The following is a 22,988-nucleotide window of genomic DNA, read 5'->3' as shown; positions in this document are numbered from 1 at the left end:
AGGAGATGAAAGCCATATGTTCATTTGTCCAAATTGCAAAGGGAAAGACATTGGAAAAATAGGTGTCAACCAATTTTATTGCTGGAATTGTTATATCGAATTATCGGTTTCAAAGGGGAAAATCCATACGCATCAAGTAGAAGAAGATGGTTCATTAAGCTCACTTGATGATTTATTTGATGAGAACGAAAGAACGATCGGATAACGAAAAGGGGGATTTACTTTGAATCTACGCAATTCATTAATCGCATTAGGTGTTGGAGCGGCAGCGTATCAATATGCTCGCAAGCAAGATGTATTTTCAAAACGCAATATGAAAAAAGCACGTAAGATGATTAAATCTTATCTATAAGCGCAAAAAACTCCCTTTATGATAAGGGAGTTTTTTTATGCACTTGTATGTAAATATAAAAGTCCAATTTCAGAGAAGAGATAAGATAGGCCGTAACATCCAACGCCAAGCATGCCGTAATGAAATAATTGCTTCGCCCTTTCTTTTCGTGAGGAACGAATAAAGAAACCTTTCCAAATACCAAACCCGATACAAACCCATTCAAGAATCATAAAAAGTGCTGATAATACGAGCATAAATAAAACCATTATGAGCCCTCCTGATTATATTGTTTCATGCTGCATTCTCAGGGGTGGTTGTCCTTATTATGTTATGTATATGTATATCTTTACAAAACAGTATGGTCTACACGAAAAGATTTTAAAACTTTTGCACATAACCTACCCTATTTATTTTCACAATAAAGGTGGAGGAGGTTTTTCGTGTGAAGAATCTTAAAATCATTTGGATATATCGTTTAGGGTTATTGTTACTTGTCTTTCTTTGTTTGCTTGTCTTTTTAAAAATTAAGCCGCTTTGGGAACCGATTGTTTTTGTGTTTAAAGTGGCAATTACACCGTTTCTTATTGCATGTTTTATTGCGTATTTATTGCATCCTTTAATTGAAAAAATTCATAAGGAAGGGATGCCACGCACGCTCGCTATTTTGCTCATTTATATCCTTTTCTTTGGCGGAATTGGTTATGGAATATATAAAGGGACGCCAGTTGTGATTAAGCAGTTACAAGAAATCAATGAACAATTCCCGCAGTTTACAAAAATGTATGATTCTTGGATGGATGGCGTTACGGAACAAACGGCGAACTTCCCGTCATTTATTCATGAAAAGGTGAAACAAATTTTTGGTGGGGTAGAAACGAAGATACAATCACTTTTAAATAAAGTGATGAGCACAGCCCGTGGCGTATTGGACTCGTTGCTTATTATTTTCTTAATACCGTTCATTGTATTTTACATATTAAAAGATTACGGTGAGTTTTATCATATCTTTTGGAAACTAGTCCCGAGTAAGTGGCGTAGTACAGGGCAAATGCTGGCGAAAGAAATTGATAAGTCACTCGGAAGTTATATTCGAGGACAGTTATTTGTTTGCTTAGTATTAGGAGGAGTATCTGTTCTTTCTTTTTGGTTTATCGGTATGAAATATCCATTATTACTCGGCATTATTATTGGGGTAACGGATATAATCCCATACTTCGGTCCTATTTTAGGGGCGATTCCGACATTGATGATTGCGGCAACGGTATCAACGAGTTTACTCATTAAGGCGGGAATTACGATTGCTATTTTACAATTTTTGGAAAGTAATATTTTATCACCTTACATCGTTGGTAAGTCACTTCGTATGCATCCTGTTATTATTATGCTGGCATTACTAGTTGGAGGAGAAGTGGCGGGAATTGTAGGATTACTCATATCAGTTCCAATTTTAGCAGTCATTCGTACAGTGATCGTTCATGTAAGACCTCTTTGGAAAAAAGAAAATGTGTAATAAGAAAGCCCTCTACTTATAAAAGTAGAGGGCTTTCATTATTTTGAGAGTTGCTCGTGTATTTGTTGAACGAGAGAGCTTACATCATTTGTTTGAATATGTTTTATTTTTTTCCATTCATTATCGTACATAAATATAATTTGATTGCTGAAAAGACGTTTTTGCTCTTTTAGATTAGAAATGTTTGCAAAAGAGTACTCTTCAAATATTGGGTTCTTACTTACATCTGGTCCATAAAAGAAGAGCCGTTTGTTCGTTAAAATTAACAGTCCTGGTCTTGCAACGGAACGATAAATAAATATATTTAATGAACATGCTACATAAAACAATATTGTTTCGTCAGTCATTAATATGTTTTTAGCTTTGCTTAATAAGGTTGTCATTGTAATCGCTCCTTTATTATTGATAATTTAATTATAAAAAAATATAATATTCTGAAAAAATATAGAGATAGTACAATTTATTAATAAATGCATAATATATTGAAAGGCTGTTAAGAATGAATAGTAGAATAACTATGGTTAATGCAATATAAATGATTATCTACATTGACAAACTTAAGAGAATTCTATTATATTTAGTCATATAATACATTAAATCAATGACGGAAAAAGTACGTTACAGTCCATTTATAGAGAGAAGCTTCCATATGGCTGAAAGAAGCTTTAAATGAAGGGTAACAGAAAGCTAATCCTGAGAGCAGCTAATCACTGCCGTCTTGCCACGTTACGGCACCATGAGGTGATGAATTGATTGTTATACTAATCAATTCATAATTAGGGTGGTATCGCGAGTTAACTCTCGTCCCTTTTATAGGGGCGGGAGTTTTTTATATTTAAGGAGGAAAATACAATGAAACAACTAACAGGCGCACAAATTCGTCAAATGTTTTTAGACTTTTTCCAAGAAAAAGGACATGCAGTAGAACCTAGTGCATCACTAGTTCCGCATGAAGATCCATCTCTGTTATGGATTAACAGTGGTGTAGCGACATTAAAAAAATATTTTGATGGACGTGTAATCCCGCAAAATCCACGTATTACAAATGCTCAAAAATCAATTCGTACAAACGATATTGAAAACGTAGGAAAAACAGCTCGTCACCATACATTCTTTGAAATGTTAGGAAACTTCTCAATCGGTGATTACTTTAAAGAAGAAGCAATTACTTGGGCTTGGGAATTCTTAACGAGCGACAAATGGATCGGATTCGATAAAGAATTACTATCAGTTACAATCCATCCAGAAGATGAAGAAGCATTCACAATTTGGAATGAAAAAATGGGTGTTCCAAAAGAGCGCATCATCCGTTTAGAAGAAAACTTCTGGGATATCGGTGAAGGACCAAGCGGACCGAATACAGAGATTTTCTATGACCGCGGAGAAGCTTACGGTAATGACTTTAGTGACCCAGAATTATATCCAGGCGGAGAAAACGAGCGTTACTTAGAAGTATGGAACCTTGTATTCTCTCAATTTAACCATAATCCAGACGGTTCATATACACCGCTTCCTAAGAAAAACATAGATACAGGGATGGGTCTAGAGCGTATGACATCTATCGTTCAAGATGTACCTACAAACTTTGACACAGACCTATTCATGCCGATGATTGGCGCAACAGAATCAATTTCTGGTGAGAAGTATCGTGATGGTGACTTAGAAAAAGATATGGCGTTTAAAGTAATTGCTGACCATATCCGTACAGTAACATTTGCTGTAGGTGACGGTGCTCTTCCATCTAACGAAGGCCGTGGTTATGTATTACGTCGTTTATTACGCCGTGCGGTTCGTTATTCGAAGAAATTAAACATCAACCGTCCATTCATGTTTGAATTAGTGCCGGTTGTTGGAGAGGTAATGAAAGACTTCTACCCAGAAGTACTTGAAAAGAAAGATTTTATAGCAAAAGTTGTGAAAAACGAAGAAGAGCGTTTCCATGAAACACTTCATGATGGGGAAGCAATTTTAGCTGAAGTTATCACAAAAGCAAAAGAAGAAAAAGTAACTGTTATTTCTGGAGTAGATGCGTTCCGTCTATATGACACATACGGTTTCCCGATTGAATTAACAGAAGAATATGCAGAAGAAGCTGGTATGACAGTCGATCAGGAAGGCTTTGAAAATGAAATGGAAAAACAACGTGAGCGCGCACGTGCTGCTCGTCAAGACGTTGATTCTATGCAAGTTCAAGGTGGTGTCCTTGGAGAAGTGAAAGTAGCGAGCGAGTTCGTTGGTTACGGTACAGTTGCAACAGAAAGTAACGTTGTTGCGCTTGTGAAAAACGGCGAATACACAGACAGCTTACAAGCTGGTGAAGAAGGACAATTAATGCTTGATGTAACACCATTCTATGCTGAGAGCGGTGGACAAATTGCAGACCGTGGTTACCTTCTTGCTGACGGCGTGAAAGTTCTTGTAAAAGACGTACAAAAAGCACCAAACGGCCAAAACTTGCACAAAGTTGTCGTTGAAGAAGGTACATTAACGAAAGATGCGGCTGTGAAAGCTGTTATTGATACAAAGAACCGTAGTAGCGTTGTGAAAAACCATACAGCAACTCACTTATTACACCAAGCATTAAAAGACGTACTTGGAACGCATGTTAACCAAGCAGGTTCTCTTGTAACTTCTGAACGTTTACGCTTTGACTTCTCTCACTTCGGTCAAGTACAAGCTGACGAATTAGAAAAAATTGAGCGTATGGTAAACGAGAAAATTTGGGAAAGTATTGATGTTGAGATTTCTCAAAAAGCAATCGAAGAAGCGAAAGAAATGGGCGCAATGGCATTATTCGGTGAAAAATACGGTGATGTAGTACGCGTTGTACAAGTTGGCGATTACAGCTTAGAGCTTTGCGGTGGTTGTCACGTTGATAACACAGCTTCTATCGGTATTTTCAAAATCGTTGCTGAGTCTGGTATCGGTGCAGGAACTCGTCGTATTGAGGCGGTAACTGGTAAGTCTGCATACGAATTAATGAACGATCAAGTAGGTTTATTAAAAGAAGCAGCAGGAAAAATGAAAACAAATCCGAAAGATATTTTAACAAGAGTGGATGGTTTATTTGCTGAAGTAAAACAACTTCAAAAAGAAAATGAATCTCTTGCTGCAAAATTAAGTAACATTGAAGCTGGAAACTTAACTGATTCAGTAATGACAGTTGATGGTGTAAACGTATTAGCAGCGAAAGTAAACGTTGCAGATATGAACAACTTACGTACGATGATGGATGACCTGAAAAATAAATTAGAGTCTGCAGTTGTCGTGTTAGCGTCTGTAAATGATGATAAAGTGAACATCTTAGCTGGCGTAACGAAAGATTTAATTAGCCAAGGTTACCATGCTGGTAAACTTGTGAAAGAAGTAGCTTCTCGTTGCGGCGGCGGCGGTGGTGGCCGTCCTGATATGGCTCAAGCAGGCGGTAAAAACCCAGCGCAAGTTGAGGAAGCTTTAGCATTTGTACAAGAGTACGTTAAATCTGTTTCAAAATAAAGAGATAGTAGTGTACAATGGTAGGGAGAGGAGAAGTTCTTCTCCCTATACTTACTATATAAGTGAGGTGCTTGAAATGGACGGTTTTGATAAAACAATGAAGTTTAGCATTCAAGATGAAAAACAGAGTGTCCATGTAAATGATGTACTTTTAACTGTGTATGATGCACTTCAAGAAAAAGGTTATAATCCGATTAACCAAATCGTCGGTTATTTATTAAGTGGAGACCCAGCATACATACCTCGCCATAAAGATGCACGAAGCATCATTCGCAAGCTTGAACGTGATGAGTTAATTGAAGAGCTTGTGAAGTCTTACTTGAAACATCATCGTGAGGAGTAGTTTATGCGGATATTAGGTTTAGATGTAGGTACAAAAACAGTCGGAGTTGCAATGAGCGACGAAATGGGCTGGACAGCGCAAGGACTGGAAACAATCAGGATTAACGAAGAACGAGGCAACTTTGGTTTTGATCGTATTTCTGAGTTAGTAAAGCAGTACAATGTGGACAAAATAGTAGTAGGTTTACCTAAAAATATGAATGGTACAATTGGCCCACGTGGTGAAGCGTGCCAACAATTTGCAGAAAACCTACGAGAGCTGTTACAATTAGACGTTGTAATGTGGGACGAGCGTTTGTCGACGATGGCAGCGGAACGTCTGCTCATTTCAGCTGATGTAAGCCGTAAGAAGCGAAAGCAAGTAATCGATAAGATGGCTGCAGTCGTAATCTTACAAGGATTTTTAGATAGTAAATAAGAGGTGACCAAAATGGAAGAAAATCAAATTACAATTGTAGACGAAAAAGGTAACGAACATTTATGTGAAATTATTTTCACTTTTGATGCTGAAAAATTTGGCAAAAAATCATACGTAGTCTTCTCTCCAATCGGTGAAGTAGATGAAGATGGAGACCCAATTTATGATGCAATGGCTTATGAGCAAAATGAAGAAGAGGGCGGAAATTTACTTCCGATCGAATCTGAAGAAGAGTGGGAAATGGTACAAGAAATGTTCAACACTCTAGCTGATGAGCAAGAAGCTGAATAATAAGTACTGAAAAGATGGACGACATATAGTCCATCTTTTTTTATATGTAAAATGAAAGATTTTTTGTCGAAACCTTGCAATCCTTTGTAGTATAATGAGACGGATTGTAGAAAAATAAAATGTCTATCTAAAAAAGATAAATAAATTTATTGTGTTTTATATCGTGTTGTATAGAAAGATATACATACGGTCTACAATTTAATTAAGGAGGAAGAGTGTTGATAGAGAATCAAGTGAAAAAAAAGCGTAGACGTCTTTTTTTATTTTCGATTATTGCACTGCTTTTAGTTTGTGGTTCAGTCTATGCGTATATTTCATCCGCATTAGGACCAGTTGATAGCGGGAATAAAAAAGAGATTGAAGTAGAAATTCCCAAGGGATCATCTACTAGTAAAATTGGTGAGATTTTAGAAGAAAAAGGTGCTGTGAAAAACGGTACAGTTTTTAGTTTTTATACAAAGGCTAAATCAAAAAATTTACAAGCGGGTACATATTTATTAAATCCTTCAATGAATGCCTCAGATGTGATTGAACAAATGTCATCTGGTAATGTTCATCGTCCAGCTCTTTATAAAGTGACGATAAAAGAAGGGGCACAAGTAACTGAAATTGCAGATGCAATTGCAAACGAATTAAAGTGGAATAAAGATGATGTTGTACGTCAATTAAACGATAAAGCATTTGTTCAAAAAATGCAGCAAAAGTATCCAAAGTTATTAACGGATAAAATCTTTGATAGCAATATTAAATACCCATTAGAAGGTTATTTATATCCTGCAACGTACTCTTTCTATAAAAAAGATACGACGTTAGAAGAAATTGTAATTCCGATGCTTGAGAAAACGAATGCAATCGTAGTTCAAAACGAGGCAAAAATGAAAGCGAAAAACTGGGATGTTCATCAGCTTTTAACATTGTCTTCACTTATTGAAGAAGAGGCGACAGGTTTTACAGATCGTCAAAAGATATCTAGTGTCTTTTATAATCGTTTAGCAAAGGGTATGCCACTGCAAACCGATCCAACAGTATTATACGCACTTGGAAAGCATAAACAACGTGTATTATACGAAGATTTAAAGGTAAACTCACCGTACAATACGTATGTTGTGAAAGGATTGCCGGTTGGTCCGATTGCAAACTCTGGTAAACATTCAGTGGAGGCGGCTTTAGAACCTGCGCAAACAGATTATTATTATTTCTTAGCTGCACCAACTGGTGAAGTGTACTATGCGAAAACATTGGAAGAGCATAATGCATTAAAGCAAAAATATATTACGAAAAAACAGTGAAATGAGGAGGGATAGCGAAAAAGGTCGCACATCCCTCTTTTTTGTGGTAAAATATATCGGGTTAAAAACTGGCAGAAGAATCGTTTTTAATATCAAAACGGGACGTACAAGCTAAGGGTGAAACTGGCTTGTATTTTTATTGCATTCTATGTGTGAAAAGACGTCATAGAGGCACTTCTCCATGTAAATAAGGAGGACCATTATGGAGGATGCAGTTAACGAGTACCTATTATCATTTATTGATCCGAAAGATAAATTAATTCTTGAAATGGAAGACTATGCGAAAGAAAATCATGTGCCGATTATGGATCGACTTGGAATGGAATTTATGTTGCAATTTTTACGTTTAATTGGACCAAAAAGTATTTTAGAGCTTGGTACAGCAATTGGCTATTCTAGTATTCGTATGATGCAAGCTATTCCAAATTCTCGCATTGTGACAGTTGAACGCAATCACGAGCGATATGAAAAAGCACTTGAATATATAGAACGTTCACCAGTTAAAGAGCGTATTTCCGTTATTTACGGTGATGCGTTAGAAACAGGCGAGCAAGTAGAAGAACATGGAACATTTGATGTTATTTTTATTGATGCAGCAAAAGGACAATATCGTCGCTTTTTTGACTTATATGAACCGTTATTAAATCCTGGTGGCGTAATTATTTCAGATAATGTTATGTACCATGGTCTTGTAACGACAAAAGAGAAAATTGAAAACAGACGTACACGTGGTTTAATCCGTCGTATTAAGACGTACAATGAGTGGCTTATGAACCATGAAGGATATGATACAACGATTTTCCCAATTGGTGATGGAGTAGCTGTTAGTAAAAAGAGAGGGTGACCAAGGTATGAAGAAGCCTGAATTGTTAGTAACGCCAAGAGCGGTAGCGGATATCGAACCTCTTGCGAAAGCAGGAGCAGATGCGGTAATGATCGGTGAGCAAAAGTTTGGTTTACGTTTAGCGGGGGAGTTTTCACGTGAAGATGTGAAGCAAGCTGTGAGGATCGCACATGAAAATGGTGTGAAAGTATACGTAGCAATGAACGCTATGTTCCACAACGATAAAGTAGAAGAATTAACAGATTACGTTTCATTTTTAAACGAAGTGAATGTAGATGCAATTGTTTTTGGGGATCCAGCGGTATTAATGGCTGTTCGTGAAGTAGCGCCAAATATGCAGTTGCACTGGAATACAGAAACGACAGCAACGAACTGGTTTACTTGTAATTACTGGGGACAACGAGGAGCTAAGCGTGCTATATTAGCTCGTGAGCTTAGCTTAGATGAAATTGTTGATTTAAAAGAAAATGCTGAAGTGGAACTAGAAGTACAAATTCACGGTATGACTTGTATGTTCCAATCGAAGCGTTCATTAGTAGGAAACTACTTTGAGTATCAAGGACGTAATCTTGACATTGAAAAGAAAAAATATGAAGAGAATATGTTCTTATATGACCCAGAGCGTAACAATAAATATCCAATCTATGAAGATGAAAATGGTACTCATATTATGAGTCCGAACGATATTTGTTTCATCGATGAATTAGAGGAACTAATCGAAGCTGAAGTTGACAGCTTAAAAATCGATGGTGTACTAAAAAGCTCAGAATACATTATTGAAGTAACGAAGAAATATCGTCAAGCGATTGATTTATGTGTGGAAGATCGTGATGCGTATTATGACGTGAAAGATGCTCTATATAAAGAAATAGAAGAAATGCAACCAGTAAATCGTCCGTTAGACACAGGATTCTTCTTTAAAGAAACGGTTTACTAAACGAGGAGGGTGTAGGAAATGACTGTACAAGAAATTTCACGAGTGATCGATGGCAAGCGCGTTATTGTGAAGAAACCTGAACTGTTAATCCCTGCGGGTAACTTAGAAAAATTAAAAGTAGCTATCCATTACGGGGCAGATGCTGTATATTTAGGTGGACAAGAATTTGGTCTTCGTTCGAATGCAGGTAACTTTACGCTGGAAGATATGGCAGAAGGCGTTGAATTTGCAAAGAAATATGGAGCAAAAATATATGTAACAACAAATATCTTTGCACATAATGAAAATATGGACGGGCTAGAGGAATATTTAAAAGGGATTGAAAAAGCTGGCGTAACGGGAATTATCGTTGCTGATCCGCTTATTATTGAGACTTGTAAACGTGTAGCGCCTTCTGTTGAAGTGCATTTAAGTACACAACAATCACTATCCAACTGGAAAGCAGCACAGTATTGGAAAGAAGAAGGTTTACATCGTCTTGTATTAGCTCGTGAAGCAAGCTATGAAGAAATGAAAGAAATTAAAGAAAAAGTGGATATTGAAATTGAAGCATTTGTCCATGGTGCAATGTGTATCGCATATTCAGGGAGATGTACGTTAAGTAACCATATGACAGCGCGTGACTCTAACCGTGGTGGGTGTTGTCAATCTTGCCGCTGGGACTATGATTTAGTTCAAACAGTATCACAACATAAAGATGCAAAAGAGCTTCCTCTATTCCAAGAAGATGATGCTCACTTTGCAATGAGTCCAAAAGACTTAAATTTAATTTTATCAATTCCGAAAATGATTGAAATTGGAATTGATAGCTTAAAAGTTGAAGGACGTATGAAATCAATCCATTACGTAGCGACTGTAGCAACGGTATACCGTAAAGTAATTGATGCGTATTGTGCGGATCCTGATAACTTTGAGTTTAAACAAGAATGGTTAGATGAGCTGGATAAATGTGCAAATCGTGATACAGCTCCTGCATTCTTTGAAGGGGTTCCAGGACATCAAGAGCAAATGTTTGGAAATCATAGTAAGAAAACAACGTATGATTTCGCTGGTTTAGTGTTAGATTATAATGAAGAAACGGGCATCGTAACGATTGAGCAACGTAATCATTTCAAACCAGGACATGAAGTGGAGTTCTTTGGGCCAGAAATAGAAAACTTTACGCAAACGGTGGAGAAGATTTGGGATGAGGATGGAAACGAATTAGATGCAGCGAGACATCCGTTGCAAATCGTGAAATTCAAAGTGGATCAACGAGTGTATGTGAATAATATGATGCGCAAAAGCATACTTCAATAAGAAAGAGTGATAGTCGAATGGGGACGAATAAGCCTGTTGTAATTGGAATTGCTGGTGGTTCGGGATCAGGTAAAACGAGTGTAACGAAAGCGATTTTTGACCATTTTAAAGGTCATTCTATTTTAATCTTAGAGCAAGATTATTATTACAAAGATCAAAGCCATTTACCAATGGAAGAGCGTTTAAAAACAAATTATGATCATCCGCTTGCGTTTGATAATGATCTGTTGATTGAACATTTGCAGCAGTTGCTTGCATATGAGCAAGTTGATAAGCCTGTATATGACTATACATTGCATACGCGTTCAGAAGAAGTTATTCCAGTTGAGCCGAAAGATGTAATTATTTTAGAAGGAATTCTTATTTTAGAAGACCCACGTCTTTGTGAGTTAATGGACATTAAGCTATTCGTTGATACAGATGCAGATCTTCGTATCCTGCGCCGCATGCAGCGTGATATTAAAGAGCGCGGTCGTACGATGGATTCAGTTGTTGATCAATACGTAAGTGTTGTACGTCCAATGCACAATCAATTTATTGAGCCTTCTAAGAAATTTGCGGATATTATTATCCCTGAAGGTGGACAAAACCATGTTGCAATTGATATTATGGTGACAAAAATTGCAACAATTCTTGAACAAAAAGTAAATTTGTAATAGCATAGTAAAAGATATACGATAGGAAGGGATTTTTTCCCTTCCTATCGAATACAATGAAACATGCAACCTCATCTATATATAGGTGAGGGCATATTTATATCAACTTTCCATACATATCTTCTTTATATAAAGAAGAATTGGGAATACGGGGTTGTATGTGACAACTCCGCTAGTACAGGCGTGCTAGAAACCTCCGCTATACATATAAGTGGGGGAGTTTTCATATGGAACTCCTCTTTTTTTTCGGGGGATTGGTATATAAAAGGAGTGGAAAATATGGCAACAGAAAAAACATACCCTATGACGCAAGAGGGTAAGCAAAAGCTAGAGAACGAACTTGAAGATTTAAAAACGGTAAAACGTAAAGAGGTTGTAGAGCGAATTAAGATTGCACGCAGCTTCGGAGATCTTTCTGAGAACTCTGAGTACGATGCAGCGAAAGATGAGCAAGCATTCGTAGAAGGACGTATTACACAATTAGAAAACATGATTCGTAACGCAGTTATCATCACAGATAACGGTGAAGAATCTACAGTTGTTACATTAGGTAAAACAGTAACATTTAAAGAGTTACCAGGTGGAGATGAAGAATCTTACACAATCGTAGGTAGCGCAGAAGCAGATCCATTTGAAGGAAGAATTTCTAACGATTCTCCAATTGCAAAAAGCTTATTAGGTAAGCAAATTGGTGAGAAGGTAGCAATCCAAACTCCAGGTGGAGAAATGCAAGTAGAGATTATCTCTGTAAAATAATAAAAAATCACTCGTGTAAAAGCGGGTGATTTTTTTATTTGTATAAAAGATGAAACACTCCGTCCAAACTATAATAGACGAGGTGTTTTTTTATGAAGATAAAACGGAGAATCACAATTGTTCTAATTTGTTTTATATGTGTCATGCTTATTTTACTTTGTCGTTTAGTTCAAATACAAATTATAGATACAGAATCATTTACAAAACGTAAGATAAATTTAATTGAAAAAAGTGTTACACAACGGACGCAATCCATTACCGTAGATGATGGACGAGGCCATTTTATAGATCGGAACGGTAAGGACATAGGTGAGAAAAAGTATCCTGTTTTAATTGTTTTTCCATTTCTACAAATAAAAAATGACATGTTAGAGAAAATTGCGCATATCATTGGTGTGTCGAGACAAGAGATTGAAAGTCAAATGAAAGACAAGAAAAGTGCATTTATCATGCAAAGGGGAAATGGTCCATTTCGATTGGCACGAGAGCAGATGGAGAAGGTAAATCAATTAAATGTATTAGGTATTGTAGCAACTGAAGTTCGTTTACGGCAAACTGGCGCGATGAATCATTTAATTGGTGATGTGGGGGAGAATGAACGAGAATTTCAAAAACGATACGGAGAAGTAAGAAAAATTTCAAGGCAAACGCCAATTGGCATTTCAGGATTGCAGCAATCATTTGATGAATTTCTTTTGACCGATGGAGAGGCAAAAGTATTGTATCAAGTGGACCGACAAGGAGAACCGATTTTTGGAAAACAAGCAAAATATACTGCGCCTGGAAATCCGTTTTATCCAGTGACGATTCAAACGACTTTACATAACAGGTTACAGCAAAAAGCAGAAGAAGTGGTTGAAGCAAGCGAAATAAAGAAGGGGGGATTAGTATTACTTGATGTAAAGAAAAATGAAATTTTAGCGATGGTCAGTAAACCATCTGTGCAGATGAAGGATGAGCGTTTATATACAACTACACTTGAAAATCAAATGTTGACACCACATTTTCCTGGTTCTGTTTTTAAAACAATAGTTGCAGCGGCAGTGATTGATCAAAATGAAAATGTGTTGAATCGTACATTTAATTGTAATCAAGATTTATATGGTGAAGACCACCCACAAGTTATGATGGGTACACTTAGTTTTAAAGAGAGCTTTGCTAGAAGCTGTAACAGGACATTTTCAGAGTTAGGTAATGAGCTAATACAAAAGGATAAGATGGTATTAGAAACTTACGTAGCAGCTTTAGGAGCCGCTGGTAAGGTTGGATGGAAAGGTTCTGTATTTCATACAACTCATTTTGAACAAATGCCAGAGGAGAAGAGAGTTACGATTTGGGGTAGTGAAGGAAATAAGAATAGTAAAAAGGCGGTAGCGCAAACAGCAATTGGACAGAAAGATGTACGCATGTCACCTCTAGCGATTGCAAATATGATGGCGACGATTGCTAGGGATGGAGAAAAGATGGAAGTGAAAGCTGTGGAAAAAATAATGTATAAAAATGGAACGGACTTTTATACATTTGAAGACCATACATTAGGTGGAAAACAGCTTTCGTATGAAGCGGTGAAAACATTACAAGAGTTATTAAGGGGCGTTGTAACAACGGAGAAAGGAACAGGATCAGCATTCAGGTCGTTACCACTAAGTGTCGCTGGAAAATCTGGGACAGCGCAAACAGGAAAAGGGACGAAAGTGAATCGTTGGTTTGCAGGTTATTTTCCATATGAAGATCCAAAATATGCTTTAGTTGTCGTGGATATAGAAACGAATAGCAGTGTAAATAAAGTTACACCTATTTTCAAAGCTATCGTAGAATCAATCTATCGATTAGAGAATGAAAAGTAATCTTGCAATTCATAGTGAAATGTTTTCATTTCGTGAAAATATTATTGTAAATGTTCAACCTTTCTAGATTTAATGTTACAATAGCAAGTATGAAAAACTGCATGGAGGTTTGAAGAATGGCAGGAGGATCTAGATTCCAACAGAAACAACAAAAACGTCGTCAAAACGGTGTTTTAAATATTGCAATTGCAATTGTATTAATATTAGTAGCTATTGTATCATATCAATTGTTTGTTCCTGAAAGAAAAGAACAAGCGTCTTCTAGCGATAAAAAAGTAGCTCAGCAAACAACGAAAGAGAATAAGTCTGAGAAAGCTAAAGGCAAAGAAGAGACGAAGAAGAGCGAGCAAGATAAGGCAGAAGCTAAGAAGAAGGAAGAAGAGAAGCAAAAGGCTGAAGAAGAACAGAAAAAAGCTGAAGAAGAAGCGAAAGCTAACGAGAAAGTACCAGCTGAAAAAACACAGTCACAGGCAACAGATGCTTATACGAAATCTTCTTGGAAGCCAGTAGGTACAGAGCAAGGTGCAACACCTGCGATGACGTTTAAAAAAGGTACAGCAGATTGGAATGAGATGAATCAAGCGATTTCAGCTGCAATTGACGTTCCAGTAAATCAATTAGTTATCCATAGAATTGGAAATAACGGTAAGAATAAAGCTTACGGTAACGTACAAGATAAACAATCAGGTAAAAAATATTATGTGAATATTGATTGGGTAGACAATGAGGGCTGGAAGCCAGTACTTGTTCAAACTCTAAACTAAAAAAGAGAAGCTCCTTAGGAGCTTCTCTTTTTTAGTTAGCGTAATTTTTTTAATTTAAAATGAACAACCGCGCTATAATATGGCCTTTTGCTTTCAGGATCCATAACCATTTGATGCGAGATGTGATGAACTTCAAGCATAAGTGCTTTATTATTATCGATTTGTTCACTAATTTTTCGTTCCAAAGAAGCTAAGTCTCCTGCTTCGAAAAACTCTACTTTATCTTCTAACATTTCAAAGGTAAATGACACGAAGACGACCCCTCTCCTATGTAATCAACTATAGTGTAACAAAGAAAAGAAGGAAATACCATGTACATTTCAATTGACATTTTTGGAAAGAGGGCATATCATACTGATAAAACCGATAAGAAAAAGGGGAATTTTTATGGGTACAGAATTTAATGGTTTATTTGATGAGTGGGCTCATACGTACGACTCATTTGTACAAGGCGAAGATATACAATATAAAGAAGTTTTCGCCCATTATGAGGACATTCTAGAGGATGTAGTTAACAAGTCATTTGGTAATGTATTAGAATTTGGTGTTGGTACAGGTAATTTAACAAATAAGTTATTACTTGCTGGCCGCACAGTTTACGGTATAGAACCGTCACGTGAAATGCGCATGATTGCGAAAGAGAAATTGCCGCAAGAGTTTTCCATTACAGAAGGTGATTTTCTTTCGTTTGAAGTCCCAAATTCAATTGATACCATAGTAAGCACCTATGCATTTCATCATTTAACAGATGATGAAAAAAATGTAGCGATTGCGAAGTATAGTCAATTGCTAAACAAAGGTGGTAAAATAGTGTTTGCTGATACGATATTTGCAGATCAAGATGCATATGATAAAACTGTTGAAACAGCAAAACAAAGAGGTTTTCATCAGTTAGCAAATGATTTGCAAACGGAATACTATACACGTATTCCAGTCATGCAGTCTATTTTTGAAAACAATGGCTTCCATGTAACGTTTACGAGATTAAATCATTTCGTTTGGGTAATGGAGGCAACTAAGCAATAGAAAGAGGGATTAGATTGAGAATTGCTGTAATTGGAGCAATGGAAGAAGAAGTACGTATTTTACGTGACAAATTAGAACAAGCAGAAACAGAAACGGTTGCGGGTTGTGAATTTACGAAAGGACAATTAGCAGGACATGAAGTAATCTTGTTAAAGTCTGGTATTGGTAAAGTAAATGCAGCGATGTCAACGACAATTTTATTAGAAAGATATAAGCCTGAAAAAGTAATTAATACTGGTTCAGCTGGTGGCTTCCATCATTCTCTAAATGTTGGAGATGTAGTTATTTCAACAGAAGTTCGTCATCATGACGTAGATGTAACAGCATTTAACTATGAGTATGGTCAAGTACCAGGAATGCCGCCTGGATTCAAGGCTGATGAAGCATTAGTTGCATTAGCTGAGAAATGTATGCAGGCAGAAGAAAATATTCAAGTTGTAAAAGGTATGATTGCAACAGGTGATTCATTTATGAGTGATCCGAACCGCGTTGCAGCAATTCGTGATAAATTTGAAGATCTTTATGCAGTAGAAATGGAAGCAGCAGCTGTTGCACAAGTATGCCACCAATATGAAGTTCCGTTTGTTATTATTCGTGCACTTTCTGATATTGCTGGTAAAGAATCAAATGTTTCATTTGATCAATTTTTAGATCAAGCAGCTCTTCATTCTACAAACTTTATCGTGAAAGTACTAGAAGAGTTAAAGTAATGTAACAAAAAGGCAACTGTCTCATATAAAGAAAATACATACAGTTGCCTTTTCTTTATTGGCAAATAAGGGGGAGAACACGATGAATGTATATCGTGGAGTTCATGAGTTGATTGGTCATACACCAATTGTAGAAATTACTCGTTTTTCACTTCCAGAAGGGGTCCGTTTATTTGCAAAGCTTGAATTTTATAACCCAGGCGGAAGCGTTAAGGACCGTTTAGGAAGAGAATTAATTGAAGATGCGTTAGAAAAAGGGCTTGTTACCCAGGGTGGAACAATTATTGAACCGACTGCTGGAAATACTGGTATTGGACTGGCACTTGCAGCGTTACAACATGATTTACGCGTTATTGTTTGTGTACCAGAGAAATTTAGTATTGAAAAGCAAGAATTAATGAAAGCACTGGGCGCAACGGTCGTGCATACACCAACTGAACAAGGGATGACCGGCGCAATTGCAAAAGCAAAAGAATTAGTAAATGAAATACCGAATTCATACTCTCCAAGTCAGTTTGCGAATGAAGCAAACCCGCGTGCGTATTTCAAAACACTAGGTCCTGAACTTTGGTCGGCACTTAACGGAGAGATTAACATATTTGTTGCAGGAGCAGGAACTGGTGGTACATTCATGGGGACTGCATCTTATTTGAAAGAAAAAAATGTAGATATAAAAACGGTTATTGTGGAACCAGAAGGATCCATTTTAAATGGTGGTAAAGCTGGTTCTCATGAAACAGAAGGGATTGGCCTTGAATTCATTCCGCCATTTTTGAAAACATCTTATTTTGATGCAATTCATACAATCTCTGATCGAAATGCATTTTTACGAGTGAAGGAATTAGCGCAAAAAGAAGGACTGCTTGTTGGAAGCTCTTCAGGAGCAGCATTTCATGCAAGTTTACTTGAAGCAGAGAAAGCAGCACCAGGTACAAATATTGTAACGATTTTTCCTGATAGTAGTGAGCGCTATTTAAGTAAAGACATATACAAAGGATGGGAATAAAAAATGAGAGCAAAGACAAAGTTAATTCATGGTATTCGCATAGGAGAACCTTCAACTGGATCTGTAAATGTACCGATTTATCAAACAAGTACGTACAAACAAGAAGCGGTTGGTAAGCATCAAGGATATGAATATTCACGTACAGGTAACCCAACACGTGCAGCTTTAGAAGAAATGATTGCTGTATTAGAAAACGGGCATGCTGGATTTGCATTTGGTTCAGGAATGGCTGCTATTACAGCTACAATTATGTTATTCTCAAAAGGTGATCACGTTATTTTAACAGATGATGTGTATGGCGGAACGTACCGCGTTATTACGAAAGTATTAAACCGCTTCGGTATTGAGCATACATTTGTAGATACAACAAACCTAGAAGAAGTTGTTGAAGCGATTCGTCCAAATACGAAAGCGATTTATGTAGAAACGCCAACGAACCCATTACTAAAAATTACTGATATTAAGAAAATATCTACTCTTGCTAAAGAGAAAGATTTATTAACAATTATCGATAACACATTCATGACGCCATATTGGCAGTCGCCGATTTCTTTAGGAGCAGACATTGTACTTCATAGTGCAACGAAATATTTAGGAGGTCATAGTGACGTAGTTGCAGGCCTAGTAGTTGTAAACAGCCCGCAATTAGCAGAAGACCTTCACTTTGTACAAAACTCAACAGGAGGCATTCTTGGGCCACAAGATAGCTTCTTACTACTTCGTGGTTTAAAAACATTAGGAATTCGTATGGAAGAACATGAAACGAATTCACGCGCTATTGCTGAGTTCTTAAATAATCATCCAAAAGTAAATAAAGTATATTACCCAGGTCTTGAATCACATCAAAACCACGAATTAGCAACAGAACAAGCAAACGGATTTGGTGCTATTATCTCATTTGATGTAGATAGTGAAGAGACATTAAATAAAGTACTTGAGAAACTACAATACTTTACACTTGCTGAAAGCTTAGGAGCAGTAGAAAGTTTAATTTCTATTCCATCTCAAATGACACATGCATCAATCCCAGCTGATCGCCGCAAAGAATTAGGAATTACAGATACATTAATTCGTATTTCTGTCGGTATTGAAGATGGTGAAGATTTAATTGAAGATTTAGCACAAGCGCTAGCGTAATAAAAAATGCACTGCTTTATATTAGCAGTGCATTTTTTATTACATTATTTTGTGAAATATTTCACAAAATAGACATACACAAACGAAATGATTTCATGTATATTGAATTCAGGAAATGTTATTCATGAACAATCTTGTGAAACATTTCACAAACAATGAAATTCATGTAGGAAAGCATCTCTATTTTTTTATGTTAATTGGGACTTATTTTGACCTATAGGGACATATAATGACCGTGATAGTAGAATAGGAGGAAGTTTACATGGTAGTCAAAGAGAAAGTTGTAAATGAAATGCAGGAAGTAAAAAAGATGATTGATACGCTAGTAAATAATGGTCAACAAGCTTTACAAGCATTAGAAAGTTTTACACAAGAGGAAATTGACAACATTGTTCATGAAATGGCATTAGCAGGTGTTGATCAACATATGCCGCTAGCAAAATTGGCGGTTGAAGAAACAGGCCGTGGTGTGTATGAAGACAAATGCATTAAAAATATTTTTGCCACTGAATATATTTGGCATAGTATAAAGCAGGATAAAACGGTAGGAATTATTCACGAAGATCCTCACGAAGAAATAATAGAAATCGCGGAACCTGTCGGTGTAGTAGCTGGAGTAACGCCAGTAACGAATCCAACGTCGACAACAATGTTTAAAGCGTTAATTGCGATAAAAACGAGAAATCCAATTATTTTCGCATTTCATCCTTCAGCACAAAAATGTTCTGTGGCAGCGGCGAAAACCGTATATGATGCAGCGATGAAAGCTGGTGCACCAAAGCATTGTATTCAATGGATTGAAAGACCGTCTGTTGAAGCGACGAAACAATTAATGAACCATGACGGTGTAGCACTCGTTCTAGCAACTGGAGGCGCTGGTATGGTGAAATCAGCTTACTCTACTGGAAAACCAGCGTTAGGCGTTGGTCCTGGTAATGTACCGTGTTATATAGAAAAATCAGCACATGTAAAACGAGCTGTTAATGATTTAATTTTATCGAAAACATTTGATAACGGTATGATTTGTGCATCGGAACAAGCAATCATTGTCGATAAAGAAATCTATGATGATGTGAAAACAGAAATGATTGAAAACAATTGTTACTTTGTAACAGAAGAAGAGAGAAGAAAATTAGAAAAGCTTGTTATTAATGAAAATACATGTGCAGTAAATAGTGATATTGTAGGGAAATCAGCACAGTATATTGCCGAATTAGTTGGGATTACTGTTCCTGAACATACAAAAATGCTTGTAGCTGAAATTCAAGGTATCGGAGCAGCATATCCGTTATCTCGTGAGAAACTGAGTCCAGTATTAGCTTGTGTGAAGGCGAATTCATTAGAAGAAGGATTTACATATTGCGAAGAAATGTTGAACCTCGGTGGTTTAGGACATTCAGCAGTTATCCATTCTACAAATAAAGATGTGCAAAAGCAATTTGGGTTACGTATGAAAGCTTGCCGTCTCATTGTAAATGCACCTTCATCACAAGGTGGAATAGGGGATATATACAATGGATTTATTCCATCACTTACACTTGGTTGTGGTTCATACGGAAAGAATTCAGTTTCCCAAAATGTAACAGCGACTCACTTATTAAATATAAAAAGGCTGGCAAATAGAAAAAAGAATATGCAGTGGTTCAAATTGCCACCAAAAATTTATTTTGAAAAACATGCTACAGCGTATTTAGCAAATATGCCTAACATTTCACGTGCATTTATTGTAACGGACCCTGGAATGGTTGAACATGGCTATGTAGATACAGTCGCGCACTATTTAAACAAGCATGCAAATGATGTGAAAGTTGAAATTTTCTTTGAGGTTGAACCAGATCCATCAGATGAAACTGTCTTTAAAGGTGCGGAAATGATGAGAAGCTTTAAGCCAGATGTAATTATCGCACTTGGTGGTGGTTCAGCTATGGATGCAGCAAAAGGAATGTGGTTATTCTATGAGCATCCAGAAACGACATTCTATGGCATTAAACAGAAGTTTTTAGATATAAGAAAACGTACATGTAAATATCCGGAATTAGGAAATAAGGCGCAGTTTGTTGCGATTCCAACGACATCAGGAACGGGATCAGAAGTGACACCATTTGCGGTTATTACAGATAAGAAAAATAATATAAAGTATCCGCTCGCGGATTATGAATTAACACCAGATGTAGCAATTGTTGATCCACAGTTTGTAATGACAGTACCACCACATGTAACAGCAGATACTGGTATGGACGTATTAACGCATGCAATCGAGGCGTATGTGTCTGTTCTAGCAAATGACTATACAGATGGATTAGCATTAAAGGCTATTGATCTCGTATTTAAATATTTACCAAGAGCATTTAAAGATGGAAATGACGAAGAAGCACGAGAAAAAATGCATAATGCTTCTGCAATCGCAGGGATGGCATTTGCAAATGCTTTCTTAGGTATTAATCACAGCTTAGCGCATAAAATTGGACCGGAATTTCATATTCCGCATGGGCGTGCGAATGCAATTCTTATGCCGCACGTAGTTCGCTATAATGCTATTAAGCCAAGAAAACACGCATTGTTCCCAAAATATGAGCACTTTGTGGCTGATGAACGTTATGCACATATTGCGAGAATGCTCGGGCTTCCAGCAGGCTCGAAAGCAGAAGGTGTGGAATCACTCGTCCAAGCAATTATTGAGCTTGGAAAAAGCTTAAATATAAATATGAGTATTGCAGGACAAGGAGTTGCTAACGACCGATTTGAAGAGGTTGTTGGATTATTAGCAGAAAGAGCTTTTGAAGATCAATGTACAACAGCTAACCCAAAATTACCTCTCATTTCAGAGTTGAAAGAAATTTATATGGAAGCATATAAAGGAGAGTAATGGTTATGAAAGAGTCGCAATAAAGCGGCTCTTTTTTATTTGGAAAACATCTCCCAGAATGGCTGTATTTACTGGTCTTTAAGTTTAATAGAATATGATACAGTGAAATAGAGGAGTGAGAATATAATGAAAGAATTACAGGGAAAAATAGAAGATTATACTCGGTTCGGACAAATTCTTCTCGCTGTAAGTACATTGTTAATGGTTGGCTTATGGATTCCGAATGGAGCAAAAGAAACAATACAATCTTTTGTTATGATGGGGAGCACCGTTGTATTTTTAAGTTTATCATTCTTTTTCTTTCAGCGTGTGAAAGTGATGCGAGAACAGTTAGAGGGAAACGAATGTGAATAATATTGATAAATAGAGCGTTACAAAAAGAAGGAATCTTTTTTGTAACGCTTTTTGTTTTTCTATAAAGTGTATGCGGTTTATATTGACAATGATAATCCTTATCAATTAAAGTAGAATAGTAGTCAGTGATTATCATTATCAGTTAGAGGTGGAAGAATGAAAAAATCTATTACGCTATTCACAGCGATTTTATCTATTTTTTTCTTGTTAATAGGTTGCAATGCAAAGGGAGACGAAAAAGCATCTGCAACAAAAACAGAAAAAGGAAAAGAGAAAATCGAAGTTACCGACCTGTCAGGAAGAAAGGTAACGTTCGATAAAGTGCCAGAGAGTTTTGCAACATTAAGTATGGGGGACATGAATATTATTCATGCTTTAGGCGGAAAAATAGTAGGTCGTCCGGATGCAAAAATAACTCTTCCAGAGGATTTAAAGAAAGTACAAGTAATCGGGAATGCACATCAACCGAATTTTGAGCAAATTGCTAGTTTGAAACCGGATGTACTTATTGCTAACAATGGGTTCCAAAAGAATGTTCCAACGGTTGAAGGACAAGGAACGAAAGTAATGATTTCTTCTGCGAATTCTGTACAAGATATTCAAAAGAATATTGAACTATATGGAACGATAATGAAGAAAGAAGATAAAGCAAAAGAACTTAATCAAAAGATTAATGATCAAATGAAGACATATGAGAAAAAGAGTGATGTGAAAGCACTGTTAGTGTACGGAGCACCAGGTACTTATTTAGCAGCACTACCAACATCTCTATCAGGTGACATTTTAGTGAAAACGGGCGGGAAAAATATTGCGGCTGACTTTCCAGAAATGAAGGAATATCCGCAATATGCGCAGCTAAGTGTAGAACGTATTATTGAGGCAAATCCAGATGTGATTTATTTAATTACACATGGGGATCCAAATAGCGTTAAAAAAGCATTTGAAGGCGAAATGATGAAAAATGAAGCGTGGAAAAATTTAGATGCAGTAAAACAAAACCGTGTAGTTATTTTGCCACCAGACTTATTTGGGTCAAATCCTGGAACAAAAGTTACAGAAGCAATGGACTTTATGTATAAAAGTATACAAGATGTAAGGAAATGATAA

The 22,988-nt window shown here is 36.7% G+C and carries 25 protein-coding genes and 1 other annotated feature; of the genes, 22 read left to right on the top strand and 3 right to left on the bottom strand.

Annotated elements, in window-relative coordinates; genetic code table 11:
* Positions 1-16 precede the first annotated feature (16 nt).
* Positions 17-205: a hypothetical protein gene (locus KZZ19_RS21470; RefSeq protein ID WP_000469281.1), complete on the top strand. Its 189-nt coding sequence runs from the start codon at positions 17-19 to the stop codon at positions 203-205.
* A gap of 18 nt (positions 206-223) precedes the next feature.
* On the top strand, positions 224-352 hold the full coding sequence (locus tag KZZ19_RS21465; protein WP_001053553.1) for a YrzQ family protein: 129 nt from the start codon (positions 224-226) through the stop codon (positions 350-352).
* 35 nt (positions 353-387) lie between these two features.
* Here the strand turns inward: KZZ19_RS21465 and KZZ19_RS21460 are convergent, their stop codons facing one another.
* Positions 388-600, bottom strand: a complete 213-nt coding sequence (locus KZZ19_RS21460; protein WP_000242555.1) for a hypothetical protein — start codon at positions 598-600, stop codon at positions 388-390.
* Between the two features lie 176 nt (positions 601-776).
* Between KZZ19_RS21460 and KZZ19_RS21455 the strand changes: the two genes are divergently transcribed.
* Positions 777-1,844: an AI-2E family transporter gene (locus KZZ19_RS21455; RefSeq protein ID WP_088097839.1), complete on the top strand. Its 1,068-nt coding sequence runs from the start codon at positions 777-779 to the stop codon at positions 1,842-1,844.
* Between the two features lie 38 nt (positions 1,845-1,882).
* Here KZZ19_RS21455 and KZZ19_RS21450 read toward each other — a convergent pair whose 3' ends face one another.
* Positions 1,883-2,227, bottom strand: coding sequence for a PH domain-containing protein (locus KZZ19_RS21450; protein WP_088059728.1), 345 nt, complete (start codon positions 2,225-2,227; stop codon positions 1,883-1,885).
* Between the two features lie 209 nt (positions 2,228-2,436).
* Positions 2,437-2,656: a binding site (T-box leader), on the top strand.
* A 40-nt stretch (positions 2,657-2,696) separates the two neighbouring features.
* On the opposite strand from KZZ19_RS21450, the gene alaS reads away from it, so the two are divergent.
* The 12 genes from alaS (at position 2,697) to KZZ19_RS21390 (ending at position 14,782) form a co-directional block, all read left to right on the top strand.
* The gene (gene alaS, locus KZZ19_RS21445; protein WP_237979552.1) at positions 2,697-5,339 is read left to right on the top strand and encodes an alanine--tRNA ligase; all 2,643 of its coding nucleotides are present in this window, start codon (positions 2,697-2,699) and stop codon (positions 5,337-5,339) included.
* 76 nt (positions 5,340-5,415) lie between these two features.
* Complete coding sequence (locus KZZ19_RS21440; RefSeq protein WP_000348590.1) at positions 5,416-5,682, top strand: IreB family regulatory phosphoprotein; 267 nt, start codon at positions 5,416-5,418, stop codon at positions 5,680-5,682.
* Positions 5,683-5,685: 3 nt separating this feature from the next.
* Positions 5,686-6,099 carry a Holliday junction resolvase RuvX gene (ruvX, locus tag KZZ19_RS21435; RefSeq protein WP_061677211.1) on the top strand — a complete coding sequence of 138 codons (414 nt, stop codon included), beginning with the start codon at positions 5,686-5,688 and terminating at the stop codon, positions 6,097-6,099.
* Positions 6,100-6,111: 12 nt separating this feature from the next.
* Entirely contained in the window at positions 6,112-6,390 is a 279-nt protein-coding gene (locus tag KZZ19_RS21430; RefSeq protein WP_088097836.1) for a DUF1292 domain-containing protein, read from the top strand.
* A 218-nt stretch (positions 6,391-6,608) separates the two neighbouring features.
* A complete protein-coding gene (gene mltG, locus KZZ19_RS21425; protein WP_088097835.1) occupies positions 6,609-7,679 on the top strand; it encodes an endolytic transglycosylase MltG in 1,071 nt (356 codons plus the stop codon).
* A gap of 202 nt (positions 7,680-7,881) precedes the next feature.
* Entirely contained in the window at positions 7,882-8,523 is a 642-nt protein-coding gene (locus tag KZZ19_RS21420) for an O-methyltransferase (RefSeq protein WP_237979550.1), read from the top strand.
* A gap of 7 nt (positions 8,524-8,530) precedes the next feature.
* Positions 8,531-9,460 (top strand): peptidase U32 family protein, encoded by a 930-nt coding sequence (locus KZZ19_RS21415; RefSeq protein ID WP_237979548.1) that lies wholly within the window; start codon positions 8,531-8,533, stop codon positions 9,458-9,460.
* 18 nt (positions 9,461-9,478) lie between these two features.
* Positions 9,479-10,759 (top strand): peptidase U32 family protein, encoded by a 1,281-nt coding sequence (locus KZZ19_RS21410; protein WP_088097832.1) that lies wholly within the window; start codon positions 9,479-9,481, stop codon positions 10,757-10,759.
* 17 nt (positions 10,760-10,776) lie between these two features.
* Positions 10,777-11,415: a uridine kinase gene (gene udk, locus KZZ19_RS21405; RefSeq protein ID WP_048562247.1), complete on the top strand. Its 639-nt coding sequence runs from the start codon at positions 10,777-10,779 to the stop codon at positions 11,413-11,415.
* A gap of 279 nt (positions 11,416-11,694) precedes the next feature.
* Entirely contained in the window at positions 11,695-12,171 is a 477-nt protein-coding gene (gene greA, locus KZZ19_RS21400; RefSeq protein ID WP_000179964.1) for a transcription elongation factor GreA, read from the top strand.
* 92 nt (positions 12,172-12,263) lie between these two features.
* Positions 12,264-14,018 (top strand): peptidoglycan D,D-transpeptidase FtsI family protein, encoded by a 1,755-nt coding sequence (locus KZZ19_RS21395; RefSeq protein ID WP_237979547.1) that lies wholly within the window; start codon positions 12,264-12,266, stop codon positions 14,016-14,018.
* Positions 14,019-14,134: 116 nt separating this feature from the next.
* A complete protein-coding gene (locus KZZ19_RS21390) occupies positions 14,135-14,782 on the top strand; it encodes a YrrS family protein (RefSeq protein WP_088097830.1) in 648 nt (215 codons plus the stop codon).
* A gap of 35 nt (positions 14,783-14,817) precedes the next feature.
* Here the strand turns inward: KZZ19_RS21390 and KZZ19_RS21385 are convergent, their stop codons facing one another.
* The gene (locus KZZ19_RS21385) at positions 14,818-15,033 is read right to left on the bottom strand and encodes a YrzA family protein (protein ID WP_000010984.1); all 216 of its coding nucleotides are present in this window, start codon (positions 15,031-15,033) and stop codon (positions 14,818-14,820) included.
* 136 nt (positions 15,034-15,169) lie between these two features.
* Between KZZ19_RS21385 and KZZ19_RS21380 the strand changes: the two genes are divergently transcribed.
* From KZZ19_RS21380 to KZZ19_RS21350, 7 genes are all read left to right on the top strand, one after another.
* Positions 15,170-15,808, top strand: a complete 639-nt coding sequence (locus KZZ19_RS21380) for a class I SAM-dependent DNA methyltransferase (RefSeq protein WP_098670110.1) — start codon at positions 15,170-15,172, stop codon at positions 15,806-15,808.
* Between the two features lie 14 nt (positions 15,809-15,822).
* Complete coding sequence (gene mtnN, locus KZZ19_RS21375; RefSeq protein ID WP_001217038.1) at positions 15,823-16,518, top strand: 5'-methylthioadenosine/S-adenosylhomocysteine nucleosidase; 696 nt, start codon at positions 15,823-15,825, stop codon at positions 16,516-16,518.
* Positions 16,519-16,600: 82 nt separating this feature from the next.
* Positions 16,601-17,524, top strand: coding sequence for an O-acetylserine dependent cystathionine beta-synthase (locus KZZ19_RS21370; protein WP_001103872.1), 924 nt, complete (start codon positions 16,601-16,603; stop codon positions 17,522-17,524).
* 3 nt (positions 17,525-17,527) lie between these two features.
* Positions 17,528-18,661, top strand: a complete 1,134-nt coding sequence (locus KZZ19_RS21365; protein WP_001201921.1) for a bifunctional cystathionine gamma-lyase/homocysteine desulfhydrase — start codon at positions 17,528-17,530, stop codon at positions 18,659-18,661.
* A gap of 262 nt (positions 18,662-18,923) precedes the next feature.
* A complete protein-coding gene (adhE, locus tag KZZ19_RS21360) occupies positions 18,924-21,527 on the top strand; it encodes a bifunctional acetaldehyde-CoA/alcohol dehydrogenase (RefSeq protein ID WP_237979546.1) in 2,604 nt (867 codons plus the stop codon).
* Between the two features lie 126 nt (positions 21,528-21,653).
* The gene (locus KZZ19_RS21355) at positions 21,654-21,881 is read left to right on the top strand and encodes a YrhC family protein (protein ID WP_088097825.1); all 228 of its coding nucleotides are present in this window, start codon (positions 21,654-21,656) and stop codon (positions 21,879-21,881) included.
* A 156-nt stretch (positions 21,882-22,037) separates the two neighbouring features.
* Positions 22,038-22,985 carry an ABC transporter substrate-binding protein gene (locus tag KZZ19_RS21350; RefSeq protein ID WP_098341763.1) on the top strand — a complete coding sequence of 316 codons (948 nt, stop codon included), beginning with the start codon at positions 22,038-22,040 and terminating at the stop codon, positions 22,983-22,985.
* Positions 22,986-22,988: the final 3 nt, after the last annotated feature.

Source organism: Bacillus thuringiensis (genome assembly GCF_022095615.2).
GTDB lineage: Bacteria > Bacillota > Bacilli > Bacillales > Bacillaceae_G > Bacillus_A > Bacillus_A cereus_AG.
This window is presented reverse-complemented; position numbering and strand designations above follow the sequence as displayed.